This window comes from Lachnoclostridium sp. An138 (assembly GCF_002160765.1).
Lineage (GTDB): Bacteria > Bacillota > Clostridia > Lachnospirales > Lachnospiraceae > Laedolimicola > Laedolimicola faecalis.
The window spans coordinates 83858-106137 of record NZ_NFLF01000006.1 but is presented as its reverse complement, the minus strand read 5'-3'; the positions used below and the strand labels follow the sequence as shown (position 1 = coordinate 106137).

The following is a 22280-nucleotide window of genomic DNA, read 5'->3' as shown; positions in this document are numbered from 1 at the left end:
ATGTATGAGTATTCACAGAGCTGCCTGGAAGAATTTCTGAAGAGGCAGGGAAAGCTGTTTGACGAACCGGTTGCGGAGACGCTGGAGGAAGCGGAAGAATTTCTGGAAGACTGCATGGCTGTAGTGGTGGATTCTCTGAAAGAGGTATGTGACTATCTGGAAGAGAGCGGCATGGATATCAGCGGCCTGTCTCTGGATGAGATCAGGGAACTGGAAGAAGTCTTTGAGCTGGAAGACGGTACGTATCTGATAGTGGAAGCGTAAGACGCGGATAGAATTGGATGGAGGAATGAGAATGACAAAATCGCTTGGGAAAAAGCTGGCTGTACTGCTTTCAGCGGCAGTGCTTGCAGGCAGCTTTACAGGCTGCGGCCTCCTGCAGAATACAGAAATTGTATTTACGACGGGATTGTCGGGAAACCAGCTTTTTAAGATAGGGAAAAGTGTCTGCACGCTGCCGGAAGCCATGATTTACGTGATGGATTACCAGAGGCAGTATGAGGGCGTGTACGGTGTAGAGATGTGGGAGCACGATTTCGGCGGAGTGACCTTTGAGGAATATGTGAAGGACACCATTGTAGATCAGCTGGCTTCCATGAAAGCGATCACGCTTCTGGCCGGAGATTATGATGTGGCTTTAAGCAGTGACGAGGAAAATCAGGTTTCGCAGGCGGCTCAGGAGTATTTTGATGCTCTGAGTACAGACCAGATTGAATATATGGACCTGGAGCTTAAGGATGTAGAGGGGCTGTACCGGGATCACGCGCTGTCCGGCAAGGTATATGAAGAGATCACAAAGGATGTAAATACGGAAGTCAGCGATGATGAAGCAAGAATCATTACCGTACAGCAGATTCGCCTGGACTCTTCCGAGACGGCTCAGACTGTGAAAGAACAGCTGGACAGCGGACGGGATTTTGCGGCAGTGGCCTCGGCTTACAGTCTGGACAGCCAGATCACCTATACCTTTGGCAGAGGGGAACATGACAGCGCCTATGAAGAAGCGGCTTTTGTCCTGGAAAATGATCAGGTCAGTGATATCATCGAGACAGAGGACGGTTATTATATCCTGAAATGCGTCAATAACTTTGACCAGGAGGCCACAGAAGCTAACAAGATAACCATGGTGGAAAAACGCAGGGACGAGCTGTTTGAGAGCGTGTACGATCAGCTTGTAGCGGAGACACCTTCCCAGTTTAACAGCAGACTCTGGGGAAAGGTGCATTTCGCAGACTGGACCGGAGAGATGCCGCCGGATTTCCTTGGAATCTATGAACAATATCTTGGAACGTGAGAAGACGGAACTTAAGGCGGATTCCAGATAAGCGGACAGGCTTTATATGTGAAAACAGACAAAGATAATATATGCTCTAAGCGGCTTTTAAATCATGAATAAATAGAAATTTTGGTCATGATTAGTGAGGCAGCCGCTTAGAGCATTTCCATTTCAGAATGTATGGCCGTCATTCCTGGTTTCACGCTTATAATATTTGAGTTCTTTATGAAATCTTCGAACGGATCCTGTATGCTGCCTTTGAAATCCAAAGAAAGGACAAAAGGATTAAAGCAGTTCCTTCAGACACTTCAGCAGCGCGGTATTCTGCTCCGGAAGCATGAAGCAGAACCGGAAATAGCGGTTGTCCAGGAACGGGAAGGTGGAACAGTTGCGGATCATCAGTCCCTGGCGGATTGCGTGCTCAAAGAGGTCGTCGGCTGTGATGTCCTCTTTTTCAATCCGGGCAAGAAGGAAATTGGCTGTGGGCCGGTAGACTTTCAGGCTGTCCCAGGAGGAAAGCTCCTGATAGATCCGGTCCCGTTCGGAGGCGATCAGCTCCCTGGTCTTATGAATGTATTCTGTATCGGTAAACATCAGTTCTCCGGCTGTGGCCGCAAGGCTGTTGATAGTCCAGGGGTCCTTGTGGGTATTGATATCCTTCAGAAGATCCATATTCCCGGTAATGGCATAGCCAAGGCGGAGACCCGGAGCGGCAAAAAATTTGGAGACGCCCCGCAGGATTACCAGGTTGTTATAGTAGCGGGTCAGCGGGACCGAGTCTACCGCGTCCATATCCGGCGCAAATTCCACATAGGTTTCGTCCACGATCACGAAAATATCGTGGCGCTTGCATTCATCCAGAATCCTTCGCATATCCTTCTGGGTGATGGCAGTGGAGGTGGGGTTGTTGGGATTGCAGATGACAAGCAGGTCCAGGGCCTCGTTCAAGTGCTGCTTGAAGTCTTCCACATCCAGAATAAAATCATGCTCCTCCTTCAGAGGATAGTAAAGAGAAGTTCCTCCGCCCAGAGAAATCTCACGCTCATATTCTGAGTAGGTGGGGCCCAGAATCAAAGCCTTTCTTGGATGCTCCATCTGGATAAACAGAGAAATCAGTTCCGTGGAACCGTTTCCCACAAGAATATTCTGCATGGGCGCTCCCGCATATTCTCCGATACAGCTGCGGAGCGATTTGTACTCCCGGTCGGGATAAGTAGTGATGACATCGATATGATCGACGAGGGCGGTCCGCATCCGGGGAGAGATGCCTAAAGGATTGACATTTGCGCTGAAACTGGTAATATCTTCTTTTTTAATTCCGTATATTTCTTCAATTTTTTCCAGGTCGCTGCCGTGAAAATGGTCTTTGTGCTTTAACATTCCGAACCTCTTTTCTTGTACTTTAATTTAATTAATGCTATACTAAATTATATACAGATTTCCAAAAAAGACAAGAGGATGACAGAACGGGAGGAGATACCATGAGGGCAAAGCTGGAGCGGATTGCGGCTGGAAAAATAGAGTATGACAAACCTGTGGTGACGCTTTCTGATTCGATTGTCACCCTGTCCTGCGGACCGGGAGAAAAAGCAGAAGGCAGTTTTACCCTGACGGCTGACAGGCCGGTCAAGGGGGTAGTCTACGCGTCCACCAGCCGCATGACGCTGGAGCACGCAAGCTTTCACAGCCGTACGGCCCGGATTTTCTGCACCTTTGATGCAAGAGGCTTCTGGGGCGGAGAAGAGATAGAAGGGGAATTCTGCGTTGTGACGGAGGCAGGAGAATTTCTGGTCCCCTATACGGTTCGTGTGGAAGCTCACAGGGAAACCGAAGAAGAAAATTATGCCTATTTTATCTCCGCAGATCCCATAGAGCCCCTCCCTGAGGAAAAGCAGGAGAAGGAGGATGCGAAGCCGGGTAAAAAACAGGTACAGACAGTGGTAGAAGTGACCGGCGGCATGGAAGAGAAGATGAGTCCGGAGGAAGCGGGAAAACTTGCGGAGCAGATCCTGAAAGGAGAGCGGCCCGCGGAGCAGGGGTATTCCCGGCTGGAAGAGATGTATCACAAGTACGGCAGCAAGGAGATGCTCTCGGATATCTGCTCCCACTTCATCAAAAACGGAAGTACGGACAGGGAAAGCTTTTTCTGGTATCAGCGGGGCGTGCAGGCTGAGCTTAAGATTACGAAGCTTTACGAGTATTTTATGAGGGCTGTTCCGGAGGATTACGCAGAGCCCTTCCCGAAAAACCTGCTCCTGTATTTTCAGATGGAAAATACGCTGAACAGCACCCAGAAGGCATGTCTCTACGCGAATATTGTCCGGTTCCAGCCACAGGACTCGGATATTTACCGCGCTTATAAGGATCAGATCGAAGCCTTTATGCTGGAAGAACTGGTAAAGCGCAGGCAGAGTGAGGATCTGGCCGTGATTTACGATCGGTTTCTGGTAGAAGAGCTGCTGACCATAGATTTTGCGGAGGCTCTGGCGGATATTATGTTTCTGCGGAGAATCCGGTGTAAGGATAAGAGAATCAAGCAGGTTCAGGTGCTTTATGAGCAGCTGCAGAAGAGGATTACCGTCCCCCTTTCGGGCGGCCAGGCGCTGATTCCGATCTACACGCCCGGAGCCGTGATTCTGCTGGTGGACGAGCAGGGAAACTGCTACACCTCCAGCGTACCTTACACGCTGAAAAGACTGATGAACGAGCAGCGCTATGTGCGCCGCTGCCGGGAGCTGCTGCGTTATCATCAGGGGCTTTATCTCTATCTGTGCGACGGGACCTCCCGTTATCACGTGCTGACGGAAGAAAATGTGGAAAATTATAAACGGGTTCTGAAGATCAACGGTTTTACGGCCCGGTATAAGGAAAATGTGCGCCAGGAGATCCTGCAGTTTTATTATGCCAGCCATGAGCTGGACGAGCTGGACCGGGAATTTTTTGTGACGGAGACCTCTTCCATGACTCCCAAGGATCGGGCGAAATATACGGAGATTCTGATCCTGAGGGGACTCTATGAGGAAGCCTGGAGCATGATCTGGCGCCATGGGTTTACCATGGTGAAATGCAAGCTTCTGATTAAGCTGGCTGCCTGGAAGATTCGGGAAAAGGATTATGAAGAAGATGAGTTTCTCATAAAGCTGTGTCTTTTTGTGTTCCAGAATCATATATACAATGAAAGCGTTCTGGAATATCTGGCCGGTTACTATTATGGTTCCGCGGAAGTGATGGAGGCCATATGGAGGGAGGCCCGGGCCTTTGAGCTGAATGTATTTGATCTGGAAGAGCGTCTTTTGGGTCAGATGCTGTTTACCGGGCAGCTGAGAGACTGTGCTTTTGAGGTGTTCCGGGATTATCACAGCCTGGGCGGGGACGGTCTTGTGAGCCGGGCTTACCTTACCTGGCTGGCTTATGAAGATTTTGTACGCGACTGCCCGGCCCCGGAAGGAACCTATGAGTATATGGAAAAGGCCATAGCCTGGGAGGAAAATCTGGCGGACGTGTGCGGCCTGGCATATCTGAAGGACTTGTCGGAGCGCAGGCATCTGAATGAGCATCAGAGGATTCGCGCGGAGCATATGCTGGAGGGCTGCATACGGAGAAAGATGCGGTTTGGATTTATGAAGACGCTGCTGAAGCGCCTGGGAAGGCCATATCTCCTGGAGGATAAATTTTTTGTGGAATACAGGACCAATCCTTCCCATAAGGTCGTGCTTCATTATGTGGTCGAGACACCCCGGGAGAACAGCTGCAGCTATGTGGCAGAGCGGCTGTATCCTGTGGAGCCGGGCATTTTCGTGCGGGAATTTACGCTGTTTTACGGAGAGCGGCTGACCTGGTTTATCACGGAAGTTCAGGAAGACGGTACCGAGCTGGCTACTCCGGACCGGAGTTATCTGGAAGAAAATGAGGAGAAGCTGGTTACGGGAACCAAGTACGCGGATATTTACGAAATGGCAAGAATATTATCTGAACGGGATCTTCCGGAGCTGGAAGAGAAGATGCGGGAGTACGCCAGAAAGAATTTTCTGGTGGAGACACTTTTTTCCCTGAAATAAGGTCCTGAACACGGCGGAAGAGTACGGCAGAAGAACAAGATGGAAGAATAAGACGAAAGAGAAGGAGGAATTGCAGTGGGAGCCTTTGTGGTCGGTTTCGATTTGGGAAAAGAATATTCGCAGATCTGCTGCTGGAATGAAAAGACGAAGGAACCCGTCTCCATCTCAGTGGTGGCAGGAGCGGAAAAATACAGAATTCCCACAGAGAGCCTGGAGCTGTTTCTGAAAAAGGCCATGCGGCTTTTAAAGCCTTATGGGAAAATCCATGAAGCGGAAGCAGTGGTGTTTTCCGTGGCAGAGGCTTCCGAGCAGCATGTGGAGCAGATTCGGAAGATGACCATGCAGATTATGGGAGTGCCGGAAAGCAGGATTCATGTGCAGACCCGCCAGGAAAGCTACTGCGCTTACGTCTTGAATCAGTCCCGTGAGATCTGGAGGCATCAGACAGTGCTGTTTTCCTGTGAGGGAGAATTGCTGGAAGCAGTCGCGCTGCATGTGAATGCCCGCACCCTGCCCTTTCTTGCGAGAACGGAAAGCCAGGAGGAGTGGAAGCAGCCTGTTTCCGGCCTGCAGCCGGAAGAGAAGGACGAGATTCTTCTTGGAATGGCAAAGGCTATTTTTTCCGAGCGTCCGGTTTCCTCTGTGTTTCTGGTGGGAGAAGCCTTTGAGGAAAAGTGGTATGAGCAGTCTCTCCGGGTGCTCTGCGCCAGCGGAAGAAGAGTGTTCGCCGGCAATAATCTTTTTGCCAAAGGAGCCTGCTTCCGGGCAGCTCAGGAGGCGGGACTGACCGGAGAGAGAACCTATGTGTTTCTGGGGGAAGATAAGATTTCTTATAATGTGGGTCTGCTCACGCCCGGATCGGGCAGAAATGCTGTCTACACTCTGCTGGAAGCGGGCGAAAGCTGGTATGAGGCAAAAGCAGAGTGCCAGGCGCTGCTCTGCAGTGAGCCGGTAGTGGAGTTTATCTTAAAGCCCATGCAGGCAGGAGATACGCTGAAGGAGAGCCTGCTGCTGGCGGGCCTGCCGGACAGGCCGCCCAGGGCCACCAGACTCCGCATATCGGCTGAATTCCTAAGCGTGGACAGACTTCAGGTGCAGGTGAGCGATCTGGGGTTCGGAGAACTGTTTCCTTCTTCGGATTTGACCTGGACGGAAGAGGTGGATCTGGGAGGCTGAAACAGAACGCGGAGTCTGTGTGGGAGCCTTGCGGAAGACGGGCTGACAGTGGAGAAAGAAGAGGAGGATGAACCATGGGAGCAGTGATGATATGCAAAAACGAACCGGCGGAGACCCCTTATTACATCGAGAGCATGGGAGCCCGGATTTATTCCATGGAAGAACTGGCCTATTTTCTGTATGAAAATATTTATCTGGTTGATAAAAAGATGCTGGGGCAACGGCTCTGGGACTGGCTCCGTACGGAGATGCACAATCCGGAGCTGGCGGATCGGCTGCAGAAGGGCATGGAGGCCGGGGGCAGCCTTCAAAATATGGTTCTGACGATTCTTCGGAGCGTGGATTTTTATTCCCAGGAGGAGCTTACCCAGCTTACGGCTAAAATGAAGGTGCTGAATACCTACCAGGAGCAGGAACGCCTGAAGCTCCGGGCGGATGAGTATTTTGTAGGAGGAAATTATCAGGCGGCTATCTATGAATATCAGAAGATTCTCGATATCCGGCAGAGTGAGCGGCTGGGAGTAGAGTTTTATGCTCATGTCTGGAACAATCTTGGGGTCTGCTGCTGCCGTCTGTTTCTGTTTGGAAAGGCGGCTCAGGCCTTCCGGACCTCCTGGCAGTATCAGAAGGACCCGGCCGTGCTGAAGGAATATGTCTGCGCCATGCGCCTGGGCCTTTCGGACGAGGATTTTGAGGAAGCCATGGAGCTTCAGAAGATCCGCGGGGATCAGCTGGAGGAACTGACGGAAGAGTATGAACGGCTGGAAAAGGAAGCGGGGGAGCATTTCTTACTGCCCCAGGATCTGTCTGCCCGCCTGTATGAGCTGGAACGGGAATACGAAAAGAACACAAGGTATTCTTAAGCGGGGGAAGGCGCAGGATGCTAATTCAGATTTGCAGGCTGCTGAAAAGAGAGTGAACAGCGGCAGCTGCAGGGGCGGGTCCCCAAAGGCCCGCCCCTTTCTGCTTGACAGACAGCCGGCGGTATGGTAAAATGCCTTCGTGACTTTACTAAGGTACAGTGGCCAATTGGTAGAGAAAGAAAGCACAAACCCGTGCCGGACCGGGATACGGGAATAATCAGCCGCTATGCGGCAGTGGGAGGAAAGTATGAAAAAAAGAGTTTTAAGCTTATTACTGTGCGGCTGCCTTGCAGCATCCATGATTGCGGGCTGCGGATCTTCTTCCAGCGAAGAAGTTGTGACCAACACGGACGCGGAGGACGCGGCGGAAGACGCTGCGGAGAATGCGGAGGATACGGCAGAGACAGAAGAGACTGCGGATACCTCTGAGGCGGCCAGCGATATGGAATATGTGCTGGAGAAGGGAACTCTGGTAGTGGGAATCACGAACTTTGAGCCCATGGACTATATGGATGAGAATGGCGAGTGGATTGGCTTTGACGCGGATCTGGCCAATGCCTTTGCGGAAAGCCTGGGAATCACGGCAGAATTTGTTGAGATTGACTGGGACAGCAAGATTCTGGAGCTGGACAGCAATGCCATCGACTGCGTATGGAATGGCATGACGCTGACAGACGAAGTGACAAGCTCTATGGAGTGCACCGATCCATACTTGATGAATGCTCAGGTGGTCGTAGTTCCCTCTGATGTGGCTGAGGACTATCAGGATGTGGAAAGCCTGTCTGATTTGAGCTTTGCGGTAGAGGCAGGCAGCGCGGGCGAGGCAGAGGTAAGCGCTCTCGGCTTGAATTATACTCCGGTTTCCGCCCAGTCTGACGCTCTTCTTGAGGTAGCGTCCGGCACCTCTGACGCGGCGGTTATCGATCTTCTGATGGCGGCAGCTATGGTAGGCGAGGGAACCGGCTACGATAATCTTACTTATACGGTAAGCCTGAACAGCGAGGAATACGGTGTGGGCTTCCGTCAGGGCTCTGATCTGGCAGCGGTTCTGAACGACTTCTTCACACAGTGCTATGAGAATGGAACCATGCAGACGACGGCAGAAAAATACGGTGTGCAGGCAGCGCTTCTGAACGCGGAGACTGCAGCTGAGGAAACGGCAGAGTAATCAAATGGAACTGATAATGGAACAGCTGCCGATTGTCATCCGTTCTCTGAACGCTGGCTTTCTGCAGACACTGAAACTGTTTTTTGTAACGCTTGTGGGCGCGGTGCCTCTGGGGCTTGTGATAGCCTTCGGCTCCATGTCCCGGTTTAAGCCCTTAAGCTGGCTGACAAATATCATCGTCTGGATCATACGCGGTACGCCGCTTATGATCCAGCTCATGATCATCTTTTACTTCCCGGGTCTGGTGTTTCACAATCAGATCTGGAGAGGAAACGCCGGCCGTTTTGTAGCGGCTTCCGTAGCCTTTATCATCAATTATGCCTGCTATTTCTCGGTGATCTACCGGGGAGGTATCCAGGGCGTTCCGGCAGGGCAGGAGGAGGCCGGCCTGGTGCTCGGCATGACGCGCAGGCAGATCTTTTTCAAGGTCAAGCTGCTGCAGATGATCAAGCGTATTGTGCCGCCCATGTCCAACGAGGTTATAACTCTGGTAAAGGATACTTCTCTGGCTACTACCATCGCGCTGCAGGAAATTATCTGGGCGGGAGAATCATTCATGAAGGGTTCCCAGGGAATTTCCGGCGTGATCTGGCCGCTGTTTTTTACGGCCTTTTACTATCTGATTTTCAGCGGCGTGATGACGGTCCTTCTGGGACGTCTGGAACGGAAGCTGGAATATTTCAGGTAAGGAGGCGGAAGACGATGGCAATTCTGGAAGTAGAACATATCAGTAAGAATTTTGAGGATACAGAGGTCCTGAAGGATATCGGATTTACCCTGGAGAAGGGTGAGGTGCTTTCCATCATTGGTTCCTCCGGAAGCGGTAAGACCACTTTCTTACGCTGCCTGAATTTTTTGGAGCAGCCGGATACAGGCGTAATCCGCGTGAATGGGGAGGTGCTTTTTGACGCATCGGTTCCCCAGACAAAGCAGGAGGAAGAAATACGGAAGAAACGCCTTCATTTCGGCCTGGTGTTTCAGTCCTTTAACCTGTTCCCCCAGTATACGGCCCTTGGCAACGTAATGCTGGCCAGAGAGCTTCTGGCAAAGGAGCAGCCGGATTACAAGGCCCGGAAAAAGGAGATCCATCAGGAGATCGAGGAAGAGGCAAAAGAGCTTCTGGTACAGATGGGGCTGGGCGACCGGATGAATAATTATCCCCACCAGCTTTCCGGAGGCCAGTGCCAGCGTGTGGCGATTGCCCGGGCTCTTGCGCTGAAACCGGATATTCTCTGCTTTGACGAGCCCACCTCGGCTCTGGACCCGGAGCTGACCGGAGAGGTTCTTAAGGTGATCAAAGAGCTGGCGGATCAGAAGACGACCATGATCATTGTTACCCATGAGATGGCCTTTGCCCACGATGTGGCCAGCAAGGTGATCTTTATGGATGAGGGAAAGATCATGGAAGAGGGTACGCCGGAGGAGATCTTTGAGCACACCCGGGAAGAGCGTACGAGACAGTTCCTGTCACGGTATACGCAGGGGTAGAAAAGGATAAAAAGAAAGAAAAAGAGATAAAACGAAATGTAAAGCGTAAAGGCGCTGTGCGGACAGGAAGACTGCCATCCGCAGGGCGCTTTTTGTTTTTGCGGCGCAGGAAAATTTCTGGTTGAAATCCCGGACATTTAATACTAAAATAGAAAAGATTCAGCAGAAGATAAGGAAAGGAGCAGGGCCATGACGGAAAAGCAGAAGGAACCTCTTGTGATTCTTACAGGGCCGACGGCAGTGGGAAAGACAAAGCTTTCCATCGCTCTGGCTCATGCCATAGGCGGAGAGATCATTTCGGCAGATTCCATGCAGGTATACCGCCGCATGGATATCGGATCGGCCAAGGTGCGCCCAGAGGAGATGGAGGGGGTTCCCCATTATCTGATCGACGTACTGGAGCCCGATGAAGAGTTTCATGTGGTCCGGTTCCAGCAGCTGGCAAAGGAGGCTCTGGGGAAGATTCGGGCAAACGGTCATATTCCCATTGTGGCGGGCGGCACCGGCTTTTATATTCAGGCGCTGCTCTACGATATAGATTTTACGGAAAATGAAGCGCAGACAGAGATCCGCGCGGAGCTGGAAGAGCTGGCCGCCCGGGAGGGTGGAGAAAGGCTTCATGCTCTTTTGGCTAAGGCAGATCCGAAGGCAGCGGAGGAAATTCATGCCCATAATGTGAAGCGTGTGATCCGGGCGCTGGAATTCTACCGGCTGACCGGAAAAAGAATCTCCGAGCACAATGAGGAACAGAAAGCCAAAGAATCGCCTTACAATTTTGCGTATTTCGTGTTGAATGACGAAAGAGGACGGCTCTATGAACGGATCGATGCCCGGGTGGACCAGATGATGGAGGAAGGCCTGCTTCAGGAGGTGGAGAGGCTGAAAGAGGAAGGACTCCGCCGGGGTATGGTTTCCATGCAGGGACTGGGCTACAAGGAGCTGCTTTCTTTTCTGGACGGAGAATGCTCCCTGGATGAGGCGGTGCGGATTCTGAAACGGGATACCCGGCACTTTGCCAAGCGCCAGCTGACCTGGTTCCGCCGGGAGCGGGATGTGGTATGGATAGACAAGCAGCAGTATCACTATGACGAGGCAGCGATTCTGGAATCTATGCTGCAGGTATTAAGAGAAAAAGGAATTATTTCATAGATCAGAGTGTCCTTCGGCTGGCAGGGACGCGCAGGCTCTTGTCAGCTGAGGGCAGAAAAACAAAGAAAGATGGAAAGGGAGACAGAGACGATGGAGACAGGAATGACACAGACAGAGAATATACGGACGGAAAATACACAGACAGAATATACACAGACAGAATATACACAGACGGAAGAGATGTACCGGGAGCTTGGCATCCGCAGGGAGGTCTATGGGTTCGGCCAGGAGATTGAAAAGACGCTGAAGGAACGGTTTGAGGCCATTGACGCCACAGCCGAGTACAATCAGCTGAAGGTGGTGGGAGCCATGCAGAAGGCCCGGGTAGAAGCAGCCTGTTTTGCGGCGACCAGCGGCTACGGCTACAATGATCTGGGACGGGAGAAGCTGGAAGAGGTCTACGCGGCGGCCTTTCACGCGGAGTCCGCTCTGGTGCGTCCGCAGATCGCCTGCGGAACCCACGCGCTGGCGGTAGCTCTCTCCGGCAACCTCCGTCCCGGAGACGAGCTGCTTTCCCCGGTGGGAAAGCCATATGACACGCTGGAGGAGGTTATCGGAATCCGGCCCTCCAACGGTTCGCTGGCGGAGTATGGCGTGTCCTACCGGCAGGTAGAGCTGAAGGAGGACGGAAGCTTTGACTATCCGGCTATTGAGGCGGCTTTGAATGAGAAGACCAGGCTTGTGACCATTCAGCGCTCCAAAGGCTATCAGACCCGCCCGACCTTTTCCGTAAGACAGATCGGAGAGCTGATCGCATTTATTAAGGAGAGAAGGCCGGACGTGATCTGCATGGTGGACAACTGCTATGGAGAATTCGTAGAGCGCATTGAGCCTACAGACGTGGGGGCGGATCTTTGTGTCGGCTCTCTGATCAAGAATCCGGGCGGCGGGCTTGCGCCCATCGGCGGTTACATTGTGGGAAAAGAGGAGTATGTGGAAAACGCGGCTTACCGTCTGACTTCGCCGGGACTCGGAAAAGAGGTGGGAGCTTCCCTGGGCGTGATGCAGAGTTTTTACCAGGGATTTTTCCTGGCTCCCACAGTGACGGCCGCAGCGCTCAAAGGCGCGATTTTCGCGGCCAATATTTATGAAAAGCTGGGCTTTGCTGTGATCCCGAATGGAACGGAGAGCCGCCACGACATTATTCAGGCTGTCACCTTTGGAAAACCGGAGGGCGTCATTGCGTTCTGCCAGGGAATTCAGGCGGCCGCTCCGGTGGACAGCTATGTGACTCCGGAGCCCTGGGCCATGCCGGGCTATGACAGCGACGTGATTATGGCGGCAGGAGCTTTCGTGCAGGGCTCTTCCATTGAGCTTTCCGCGGACGGCCCCATCAAGCCGCCCTATGCGGTGTATTTTCAGGGGGGCCTGACCTGGCCCCATGCCAAGCTGGGAATTCTCATGTCTCTGCAGAAGCTTGCGGATGCCGGACTGGTGAAGCTGTCATGAGAAGGGTGCTGGTGATTGGAGGCGGGGCCTCGGGCCTGACGGCGGCCATTGCGGCGGCAGAGCAGGGGGCGAAGGTGACGCTTCTGGAGAAGAACCGCCAGGTGGGCAAGAAGATCCTGGTCACAGGGAACGGACGCTGCAATCTGACCAATGAAAATCAGGACGAGGCCTGCTACCGGGGAGGGGAGCCGGGCTTTGCCCGGACGGTATTTGGAAACTTCGGCCTTCCTGATACACTGCGTTTTTTTGAGCGGCTGGGGGTCTGCGCAAAGAGCAGAAACGGTTATCTCTACCCCTATAGTGATCAGGCTTCTTCCGTGGCGGACGCGCTTCGGATGGAAGCGGAGCGCCTAGGCGTGAAGCTGGCTCTGGGAAATCAGATTCTGGAGATCAGAGCGCTGAATCCAAATGGTGCTTCCGGAGACTTAGACCGCCCGGAAGAGGACAGAGCGGGGAAAGCTTCCGGGGACAGCGCTGTTGTCTCCGGGCCGCGGTTCGCGGCCCGGACAGAGGGCTGGACCTACGAGGGAGACGCCTGCGTCCTGGCGGCGGGCTCCGCCGCCGCCCCGGCCACAGGCTCGGACGGCAGCGGCTACGCCCTGGCGGAGAGCCTGGGGCACCGGCTTATAAAGCCGCTGCCGGCCCTGGTGCAGCTCCGCTGCCGGGAACGGTTCTATGAACGGCTTGCGGGCCTCCGCATGGAGGCTGCAGTGCGGGTGCTGGCAGATGGAAAAGAGACGGCCTGTGACAGGGGAGAGGTTCAGTTTACAAGGAACGGTATCTCCGGCATTCCGGTCTTCCAGGTGAGCCGCCATGCGGTGCGGGCGCTGGACGAGGGACGGGAAGTAGAAGCCAGTCTCAATCTTCTCCCTCAGATTCCGGGCGGAAGCTGCGGACTGTCAGCGGAGAAAGAAGAGGAAGAGGCCGCGCTGGAGGCTTTTTTAAGAGCCAGAATCCGGGACGGAGGCTATAAACAGGGAGAAGCTTTTTTTACGGGGCTTTTTCATGAAAAGATGGCCCTGTGTCTGCTGGAACGGGCGAAAATCCCCAAAAATAAAAAAGCGGGGGCCTGGACGGAAGAGGAGCTGGAAAGACTGCTGTCCGTAATCCGGGATTTCAGGACAGAAGTCGTCTCAGGGGGAAGCTTTGAGCAGGCACAGGTCTGTTCCGGAGGCGTGGATACCTCGGAGATCTGCCCGCAGACTATGGAATCCCGTCTGGTGCCGGGACTCTATTTTGCGGGAGAAGTGGTGGATATCGACGGGGCCTGCGGCGGCTACAATCTTCAGTGGGCCTGGAGCAGCGGACATGTGGCAGGATTTCATGCGGCCCGGGGAGGTGGACAATGATACGGATCAGCCAGTTAAAGCTTCCGGTGGATCATGGACCGGAGGATTTGAAGCGGCAGGCGGCAAAAGAGCTTAAGGTGCCGGAGGAGCGGATCGAAAGCCTGGCTGTCAGTAAAAAATCTATCGACGCGCGGAAGAAGCCGGTAGTTTATGTCTATACTGTGGATGTGGAGCTTCAGGGGGAACAGAAGCTGCTGAAAAAACTGCGCAGCCGGAACGCTGCTCCTGTGAAGCCTGTAAAATACCATTTTCCGCAGATGGGGGAGGAACGGCTGGAGCACAGGCCTGTGATTGTGGGAACGGGACCTGCGGGGCTCTTCTGCGGGCTGATGCTTGCCCGGGCCGGATACCGTCCCCTTCTGCTGGAGCGGGGAGAGACAGCCAGAGAGCGGAAAAGAACGGTGGACCGCTTCTGGAAGACCGGGGAGCTTGTTCCGGATTCCAATGTACAGTTTGGAGAAGGCGGAGCCGGAACTTTTTCCGATGGAAAGCTGAACACCCTGGTAAAGGACCCAAAGGGCCGGAACCGGCTGGTGCTGGAGACCTTTGTGCAGGCCGGAGCGCCGGAGGAAATCCTGTACTGGAACAAACCGCATCTGGGTACGGATGTGCTGACCTGCGTGGTGGAACGTATCCGGGAAGAGATCCTTTCTCTGGGAGGAGAGGTGCGTTTTGGCACAAAAGTGACGGATATTGACGTGCAGGATGGAGCTGTCCGGGGCGTCCGTGTCCGGAGAAGAATGGGAGCGGAGACAAAAGCAGGAGCAGAAGTAAAAGCAAAGGCAGAGACAGAGACAGAGACAGAGGAATATCTGCCCTGTGAGGCGCTGGTGCTTGCCATCGGCCACAGCGCACGGGATACCTTTGCCATGCTGGCCCAGAAGCAGATTCCCATGGAACAGAAAGCTTTTGCAGTGGGTGTACGCATTGAGCATCCCCAGGAACTTGTGAATGAAAGCCAGTATGGGAGAGACTATCCCCCGCATCTTCCGGCTGCCTCCTATAAGCTGACACGGAAGGTCAGCGGGGACCGGGGAGTCTACTCCTTCTGTATGTGTCCTGGCGGCTATGTGGTGAACGCATCTTCCGAGGAAGGCTTTCTGGCGGTCAATGGCATGAGTTATCAGGCCAGAGACGGCCGCAATGCCAACAGCGCCATGATTGTGACGGTAAGGCCGGAAGATTTCGGCGGCGGGGATGTGCTGGCCGGTGTAGAGTTTCAGAGAAGACTTGAGCGGGCGGCTTACCGTGCCGCGGGAGGAAAGATACCGGTTCAGCTCCTGGCAGATTTTCAGAAGAAGCAGAGAAGCCGCAGCCTGGGAGAGGTGGAGCCCTCTATGAAGGGAGCCTGGGAATTCGGAGATGTCCGCGGGATTTTCCCAGAGGTCCTTTCTGCCGCTCTGGAGGAAGGAATCCTTGGCTGTGAGCATATCCTTCCGGGATTTTCCCGGGGAGACGCCCTGCTTTCCGGTGTGGAGAGCAGAACCTCTTCGCCGGTCCGTATTCTGAGAGATGAGAGGCTGGAGAGCGCGGTCCGCGGGCTTTATCCCTGCGGGGAGGGCGCGGGATACGCCGGTGGAATCACCTCGGCTGCCATGGATGGAGTGAAGACGGCGGAGGCGGTTGCGGCCCGGTACCGGACTGGAAAAGAGGATTGAGAATTGTCGAAAACTGGAGAATCTTAAGAGAAGTTAAGGATTTATTCTCTATACAAGTTCTGCGCTTTGTGCTATGATATAATTTGATATGATTTCCAGAACTGATATTTATGTAAACTGGATATCCATGGCCGGAGGGCCGTTCATATTACGAAAGACGGAGGCTGTTATGAAATCTAAAAATGGCTGGGTACTTCTGATCATGCTTCTGTCCGGCATTGTGCTGGGAGGATTTATCGGAATGCTGACAGAAAATGTATCGGGCTTAAACTGGCTGAACTATGGGCAGGGCTTTGGGCTTGAGACGCCTATTGTTCTGGATCTGGGACTGCTGGTGCTGACCTTTGGCCTGACCATCCACATTTCGATAGCCAGCATTATCGGTGTGGTGCTTGCAATTATCATTTACAGAAAGCTGTAGCCGCAAAAGAGCTGCCGCAGGGGAATCCGCTGCCTGGAGAGCAAAAGGAGGAACCATGGCGACAACGATGAAAGATTTGTACAAAGAAGAGCGTCCTTATGAAAAGTGCCTGGCCTGCGGGCCGGGAGTCCTTTCCGACACAGAGCTTCTGGCTGTTATTCTTCGGACCGGCAGCGCCGGAGAGACTGTCTGCCAGCTGGCGGGCCGAATCTTAAGCCTGCCGGATTTTGAGGGGCTTCCGGGACTCTGCCGGATTCCCATGGAACGCCTGATGGAACTGAAAGGCGTGGGAAGGGTAAAAGCAGTTCAGCTGAAATGTCTTGCTGAGCTGGCAGGACGCATGGCAAAGGCTTCGGCCGGTGAGCGGCTCTGCTTTGATACACCGGCTACCATAGCAGATTATTTTATGGAAGAACTCCGCCATAAGGAGCAGGAGCACCTGATTGCGCTGTTTTTGAACACGAAAAACAAGCTTCTCAGAGAGAAGCTGATGTTCAAGGGGACGGTAAATGCCTCCATCATTTCGCCGAGAGAGATTTTTCTGGAGGCGCTGGAGGTTCATGCCGTGCAGCTGATTCTGGTGCATAATCATCCCAGCGGAGATCCCGCGCCGAGTCTGGAGGATATCCGGATGACAAAGCGGATTGGCAGAGCAGGAGAGCTCCTTGGCATCCAGCTTTTGGATCACGTGATTATCGGCGATCGATGTTATAGCTCTTTGAGAGAACGGGGAATACTATCGGATGTGGGATGATTTCCGCGGCGGGACAGGTATTCCACAGAAGTTAAGGAACAGAAGAAAGAGAGGGAGACGCACATGTCTGCACAGAGCTTTGGCTGCGATTTTGGTACAAGCAGCATCAAGATTTACAGCAAGGAGAGCGATACCATATACTGCGAGAAGAATATGGTGGCGATTGAAGAAAAAAAAGGAATGATAGCCTATGGAAACGAGGCTTTTGACATGCATGAAAAGGCTCCGGCCAATATAGAGGTTCTTTACCCCATGTCTTTTGGCACGGTGGCCAGCATTACGTATATGCAGCAGTTTCTGAGATCTTTTCTGGAAGAGCGCACAAAAGGCAGCCTGAAGGGCGCGGAATTTATTGTGGCCCTTCCCACAGATGTGCAGGATCGTGTGTTCACCACTCTGATTCACGGAACAGGGATTAAGACTAAAAATGTGGAACTCATTGATAAACCGGTGGCGGCCGGCCTCGGCCTCGGTCTTGATGTGACCCAGGCGCAGGGTGTGATGCTGGTGGATGTGGGAGCCGATACGACGGAGATTTCCATTCTGTCCCTGGGCGGAACTGTAACCAGCAAGCTCATCAAGAATGGCGGAAATAAGATCGATGAGGCGATCTCCAGCGCGATCCGCAGAGAGTACGGATATTTTATTGGCAACAAGACGGCTGAGATTCTGAAAAATGAGCTGGGTTATCAGCCGGGAGACACCACCACGAAGCGGGAGATCTGCGGACGCAATATGGCGCTGGGGCTGCCGGCCCTTCTGGAGATTACGGCGGACTTTGTGGCGGGGGCCATTGCCGAGCAGCTGAAGGCAATCGTGGACGCCATCAAGATGATTCTGGAGAGGACTCCGCCCGAGCTTGGCGTAGATATTATCCGGAACGGCATCTTCCTGACCGGAGGAGTGGCAAACCTTAAAGGGCTGGACAGCCTGATTGCCGACGCTACGAACATTAAGGTAAATCTGGTGGATAAGCCGGAAGAGTGCGTGGCGAGAGGTCTGGAGCGGGTGATCAAGGAAAAGGAATTCCGCAGTCTGACCTTCATCACGAAAGAGCAGGATTATAAATAATTCAGGTGGAATATGAAGAAAAAAAATCGTTTTTCCGTGCCGTCAAAATACATATTTGCGGCCCTGGCGCTTCTCTGCGTCGGTATGATGTTTGCCTCTTACAGCACAGGGTTTGCAGGCAGCACTCTGGGAAGAATTTCCGGCTATGTCTTTGTGCCCTTTGAGCGGGGCATCAATACTGTCGGGGGCTGGCTCAGGAGCAGAGCGGACAGCCTGGAGGATCTGGCTGACGCGCAGGCCAAAAATGAAGAGCTGCAGTCCCAGGTGGATGAGCTGACTCTGGAGAACAGCAGGCTGATGCAGAACCAGTACCGGCTGGAGGAGCTGGAAGAGCTCTATGCTTTGGACCAGACCTACAGTGAATATAATAAAGTCGCTGCCAATATCATTGCCAGTGATTCGGGCAACTGGTTCAATACCTTTGTGATTGACAAGGGATCTTCTGACGGCATTCAGGTGGATATGAATGTGATCGCGGGAAGCGGCCTGGTGGGTATTGTCACCCGGGTGGGAGACAATTGGGCCCAGGTACGCGCGATTATCGACGATATGAGCAATGTGAGCGCGCAGGTTCTTTCTACCTCGGATCTCTGCTTTGTAAAAGGAGATCTGCAGCTGATGGAGAACGGACTGATTCAGATCTCCCAGCTGCGCGACCCCGAGGGAGAAGCATCCATCGGGGATACGGTAGTGACTTCCCATGTGAGTGACAAGTACCATTCGGGAATTCTGATCGGCTACATCAATGAGCTGACGCTGGATTCCAATAATCTGACCAGATCGGGGACCCTGACTCCGGCAGTCGATTTTGAGCATCTTCATTCCGTGCTGGTCATCACAGACCTGAAGCAGAGTGTGGATGTGGAAGAGTAGAGGACGGAGAATCCGGACCTCAGGCAGTATGGAAGAATAGACAGGAGTGTGAGGAATGAGGCGGAAAGCGGTCATCGCGGTTTTGATCATTCTGTGCTTTATCTTACAGTGCACCGTGTTTCAGGCGCTGGCCCTGGCGGGAATTTCCCCGAACCTTCTTCTGATTGTCACCACTTCCCTGGGATTTATGCGGGGTGAAAAGGAAGGAATGGCGGTCGGGTTTTTCTGTGGGCTTCTGACGGACATTTTTTTTGGAAGCCTGTTCGGGTTTTATGCCCTTCTGTATATGTTTCTTGGATATGGAAGCGGCCTGTTTCACATGATGTTCTATGATGAGGACATCAAGCTTCCCATGGTATGGATTGCGCTTTCAGAGCTGGTATACGGTCTGAGTGTGTACTTTTTCATGTTTCTGATGCGGAGCAAGTTTGACTTTGGATTTTATTTTACGCATATCATCCTCCCGGAGCTGGTTTACACCGTGGCCCTGACCCTGGTGATGTACCGGCTGATCCGGCGTCTGAACCGGATGCTGGAGAGATGGGAGGAGCCGCCCTCGGAATATTCCGCCCTTTCGGGAAGACAGAGCGGCCTGGACAAACATACGGAGGATTTTGAGTGAGATTTTTCAGAGAGATCAGAGATATCCTGTGGAATATCATTAAGTCCAGAACCTTTCTGCTGAGCGCTGTGTTTGTGATATTTTTCGGCATTCTGCTCCAGAGAGTGTTCTATCTGCAGATTGTGAGGGGGGCAGATTACCAGGAGTCCTTTTCCCTGCGCACGGAGCGGGAGGTATCTCTTGCCAGTACCAGAGGAAATATCTATGACCGGAACGGAAATGTTCTGGCCTACAGCGAACTTTCCTGGTCTGTGACGATCGAGGATAATGGAAGCTATCCCAATACGAGAACAAAGAATGCCCAGCTGAATGAGACGATTTACAAACTGATCAAGCTGATTGAGAAGAACGGGGACAGTGTGGTAAGCGATCTGGGGATTGTCTACCAGAACGGCTCTTATGAATATTCTTTGACAGGCACGTCGCTTCTGCGTTTAAAAGCGGATGTTTTTGGGAAGTCTTCTACCAGTGATCTGGATGCCAGTGAAGAGCTGGCCACTGCGGATGAGCTCATGGAGTATATGTGCAGTGATGAAAGATACGCTATCAAGGCCTCTTACACGGAGGAGGAAAAGGAAGAGTACGGCATTTCGGTCGATGGGTATACGCCTGAAGAACAGCTTCAGATTGCCACGATTCGGTTCGGAATCTCAGCAAACAGCTATAAGCGGTATGTGGCTACAACGGTAGCGACGGATGTGTCGGAGGAGACAGTGGCGGCCGTTCAGGAGAATCAGAACGAGCTCCAGGGAGCGGATGTAGAGCAAAGCAGCCGCCGCATCTACACGGACAGCATCTATTTTGCTCCGATTATCGGATATATCGGCAAGGCCTCTTCAGAAGAGCTGGAGGCTCTCCAGGAGGAAAATCCGGATTATGAGCTGAATGATATTGTAGGAAAGACCGGAATCGAGCAGTATATGGAGACGGAGCTCCAGGGAACCAAGGGCTATGAAAAGATGTACGTGGACAGCGTGGGCCGCGTACTTGAGGTGACGGAGCAGCAGGACCCGGAGCCGGGAAATGATGTATATCTGACCATCGACAAGGATCTTCAGATTGCGGCTTATCAGATCCTGGAGCAGAAAATTGCGGGAATTCTGGTGTCAAAGATCCAGAATACCAAAGAGTATATTCAGGGAAATGACAGCGCTTCGGAAATCATGATTCCGATCTATGATGTATATTATGCGCTGATTGACAATTATATTATTGACATTACGCATTTTTCCGAGGATGACGCTACGGAGCTTGAGAAAAGCGTATACCAGAGATTCTTAAGCAAGCGGGAGCAGGCGGTAGCCGAGATTATGGCAGAGCTGAACAATGAAAACGCGGCAGCCTATCAGAATCTCTCCCAGGAAATGAAGAACTATATGAGCTATATTGTGTCTGATGTTCTGATGGGAGACAACCAGGTGCTTATGAGCGACGCGGTGGACACCTCCGATGAGACCTATATCGCCTGGACGACAGACGAGGTGATCAGTCTGCGCGAATACCTGCAGTATGCGATCTCCATGAACTGGATCGATGTGACCAAGATATCCGGAGACGATCCGTACCTGGATTCCCAGGAAATCTATCAGCTGGTCCTGGAATATATCCAGTCTGCTCTGATGGAGGATATGGAATTCGGCAAGATGCTTTACAAGTACATGCTGCTGGATGATCAGATGACCGGAAGAGAGGTCTGCCTTCTGCTGTATGACCAGGGAGTTCTGGAATATGACGAGGCGACAGTGGCCAGCCTGCAGTCAGGGTCTTTAAGCGCCTATAATTTTATGCTTGATAAGATCTCGAATCTGGAGATTACGCCGGCTCAGCTGGCTCTGGAGCCCTGCAGCGGCGGAATTATCGTGGTGGATGTAAATACGGGGGATACACTGGCCTGCGTCACCTATCCCAGCTATGACAACAACCGCCTGACGAACGTGATGGATTCAGAGTATTACAACAGCCTGCGCCGGGATCTTTCCTCGCCTTTTGTCAACCGTGTGACGCAGGAAAATCTGGCGCCTGGTTCTACCTTTAAGCCGATTGTGGCGATTGCAGCCCTGGAGGAGGGCGTGATCACGCCGTCTACGGTCATCTATGGCGCAGGTCAGTTTACAGAGATTACGCCGTCGCCTACCTGCTGGATTTTCAACCAGTATGGAGGAGTTCACGGAAATGAAACGCTGCTGACGGCTATCCGCGATTCCTGCAACTATTATTTTTATGAGGTGGGCTACCGCCTGGCAGGAGGACGCACTGCAGGCGGCTACAACGTAGAGAAGGGCCTGGCGGTTCTTGAAAAATATGCGAGAATGTTCGGACTGGGAGAGAAATCCGGCCTGGAGATTTCCGAGTATGATCCTCAGATTTCCGATGAGGACGCGGTGCGTTCTGCTATCGGCCAGGGTACGAACGCGTTTTCCCTGTCTCATATCGGGCGTTATGTAGCAGCTCTGGCAAACCGGGGAAGCGTTTATAACCTGACGCTGCTTGACCGGGTGGAATCGGCAGACGGAGAGACGGTGGAGAGCTTTGAGCCTGAACTCTATAATCAGGTGGAGATTGCGGACAGCAGCTGGGACGCGGTGCAGGAAGGAATGAAGCTGGTGGCGGACGACACCACCTCCCTGAATGCCCTGAGCGAGTATGGCCTGGATGTGGCAGGAAAAACAGGTACGGCCCAGCAGAGCAGAAGCCATCCGAACCACGCGCTGTTTGTAAGCTATGCGCCGGCGGACGATCCGGAGATCGCGGTGGCTGTACGTATCGCCAATGGATATACTTCTGCAAACGCGGCGGAGGCTGCGGCAGATTTGTATAAATATTATTATAATCTTGTGGATGAGGAAGAGATCCTGACAGGAACTGCCAGCGGATCCTCAGGACAGAATATTGCAGATTAGGAGTG

19 protein-coding genes are annotated in these 22280 nt (G+C 52.9%); 18 read left to right on the top strand and 1 reads right to left on the bottom strand.

Features of this window, described 5'->3' with window-relative positions; translation table 11 throughout:
- Positions 1–264: a glyoxalase gene (locus B5E82_RS07140; RefSeq protein ID WP_087306870.1), complete on the top strand. Its 264-nt coding sequence runs from the start codon at positions 1–3 to the stop codon at positions 262–264.
- A gap of 31 nt (positions 265–295) precedes the next feature.
- Positions 296–1294, top strand: a complete 999-nt coding sequence (locus tag B5E82_RS07135) for a peptidylprolyl isomerase (protein WP_162610732.1) — start codon at positions 296–298, stop codon at positions 1292–1294.
- Between the two features lie 267 nt (positions 1295–1561).
- Here B5E82_RS07135 and cobD read toward each other — a convergent pair whose 3' ends face one another.
- Positions 1562–2656 carry a threonine-phosphate decarboxylase CobD gene (gene cobD / locus B5E82_RS07130; RefSeq protein ID WP_087306868.1) on the bottom strand — a complete coding sequence of 365 codons (1095 nt, stop codon included), beginning with the start codon at positions 2654–2656 and terminating at the stop codon, positions 1562–1564.
- A 101-nt stretch (positions 2657–2757) separates the two neighbouring features.
- On the opposite strand from cobD, the gene B5E82_RS07125 reads away from it, so the two are divergent.
- The 16 genes from B5E82_RS07125 to B5E82_RS07050 all read left to right on the top strand — a co-directional run bounded on the left by B5E82_RS07125 (position 2758) and on the right by B5E82_RS07050 (position 22275).
- Positions 2758–5334: a DUF5717 family protein gene (locus B5E82_RS07125; RefSeq protein WP_087306867.1), complete on the top strand. Its 2577-nt coding sequence runs from the start codon at positions 2758–2760 to the stop codon at positions 5332–5334.
- A 75-nt stretch (positions 5335–5409) separates the two neighbouring features.
- The gene (locus tag B5E82_RS07120) at positions 5410–6510 is read left to right on the top strand and encodes a DUF5716 family protein (RefSeq protein WP_087306866.1); all 1101 of its coding nucleotides are present in this window, start codon (positions 5410–5412) and stop codon (positions 6508–6510) included.
- Positions 6511–6584: 74 nt separating this feature from the next.
- On the top strand, positions 6585–7373 hold the full coding sequence (locus tag B5E82_RS07115) for a hypothetical protein (RefSeq protein WP_087306865.1): 789 nt from the start codon (positions 6585–6587) through the stop codon (positions 7371–7373).
- Positions 7374–7620: 247 nt separating this feature from the next.
- Positions 7621–8541: a transporter substrate-binding domain-containing protein gene (locus B5E82_RS07110; RefSeq protein WP_087306864.1), complete on the top strand. Its 921-nt coding sequence runs from the start codon at positions 7621–7623 to the stop codon at positions 8539–8541.
- Between the two features lie 4 nt (positions 8542–8545).
- Entirely contained in the window at positions 8546–9229 is a 684-nt protein-coding gene (locus B5E82_RS07105; protein WP_087306863.1) for an amino acid ABC transporter permease, read from the top strand.
- A 14-nt stretch (positions 9230–9243) separates the two neighbouring features.
- Positions 9244–10029 (top strand): amino acid ABC transporter ATP-binding protein, encoded by a 786-nt coding sequence (locus tag B5E82_RS07100; RefSeq protein WP_087306862.1) that lies wholly within the window; start codon positions 9244–9246, stop codon positions 10027–10029.
- Between the two features lie 189 nt (positions 10030–10218).
- Positions 10219–11178, top strand: coding sequence for a tRNA (adenosine(37)-N6)-dimethylallyltransferase MiaA (gene miaA, locus B5E82_RS07095; RefSeq protein WP_087306861.1), 960 nt, complete (start codon positions 10219–10221; stop codon positions 11176–11178).
- A 180-nt stretch (positions 11179–11358) separates the two neighbouring features.
- Positions 11359–12627, top strand: a complete 1269-nt coding sequence (locus tag B5E82_RS07090; RefSeq protein ID WP_087306957.1) for a methionine gamma-lyase family protein — start codon at positions 11359–11361, stop codon at positions 12625–12627.
- Positions 12624–13976, top strand: a complete 1353-nt coding sequence (locus B5E82_RS07085) for an aminoacetone oxidase family FAD-binding enzyme (protein ID WP_087306860.1) — start codon at positions 12624–12626, stop codon at positions 13974–13976. Before B5E82_RS07090 ends, B5E82_RS07085 begins: the two co-directional genes overlap by 4 nt.
- A complete protein-coding gene (locus B5E82_RS07080; RefSeq protein ID WP_087306859.1) occupies positions 13973–15634 on the top strand; it encodes an NAD(P)/FAD-dependent oxidoreductase in 1662 nt (553 codons plus the stop codon). Before B5E82_RS07085 ends, B5E82_RS07080 begins: the two co-directional genes overlap by 4 nt.
- A 169-nt stretch (positions 15635–15803) precedes the next feature.
- Positions 15804–16055, top strand: a complete 252-nt coding sequence (locus B5E82_RS07075) for a DUF4321 domain-containing protein (protein ID WP_087306858.1) — start codon at positions 15804–15806, stop codon at positions 16053–16055.
- A gap of 55 nt (positions 16056–16110) precedes the next feature.
- Entirely contained in the window at positions 16111–16809 is a 699-nt protein-coding gene (gene radC, locus B5E82_RS07070) for a RadC family protein (protein WP_087306857.1), read from the top strand.
- Positions 16810–16872: 63 nt separating this feature from the next.
- Positions 16873–17880, top strand: coding sequence for a rod shape-determining protein (locus tag B5E82_RS07065; protein ID WP_087306856.1), 1008 nt, complete (start codon positions 16873–16875; stop codon positions 17878–17880).
- Positions 17881–17892: 12 nt separating this feature from the next.
- Complete coding sequence (gene mreC / locus B5E82_RS07060) at positions 17893–18753, top strand: rod shape-determining protein MreC (protein ID WP_087306855.1); 861 nt, start codon at positions 17893–17895, stop codon at positions 18751–18753.
- 55 nt (positions 18754–18808) lie between these two features.
- Positions 18809–19375 (top strand): rod shape-determining protein MreD, encoded by a 567-nt coding sequence (mreD, locus tag B5E82_RS07055; RefSeq protein ID WP_087306854.1) that lies wholly within the window; start codon positions 18809–18811, stop codon positions 19373–19375.
- Positions 19372–22275 carry a penicillin-binding transpeptidase domain-containing protein gene (locus tag B5E82_RS07050; protein WP_242966265.1) on the top strand — a complete coding sequence of 968 codons (2904 nt, stop codon included), beginning with the start codon at positions 19372–19374 and terminating at the stop codon, positions 22273–22275. The genes mreD and B5E82_RS07050 overlap by 4 nt, the downstream gene beginning before the upstream one ends.
- Positions 22276–22280: the final 5 nt, after the last annotated feature.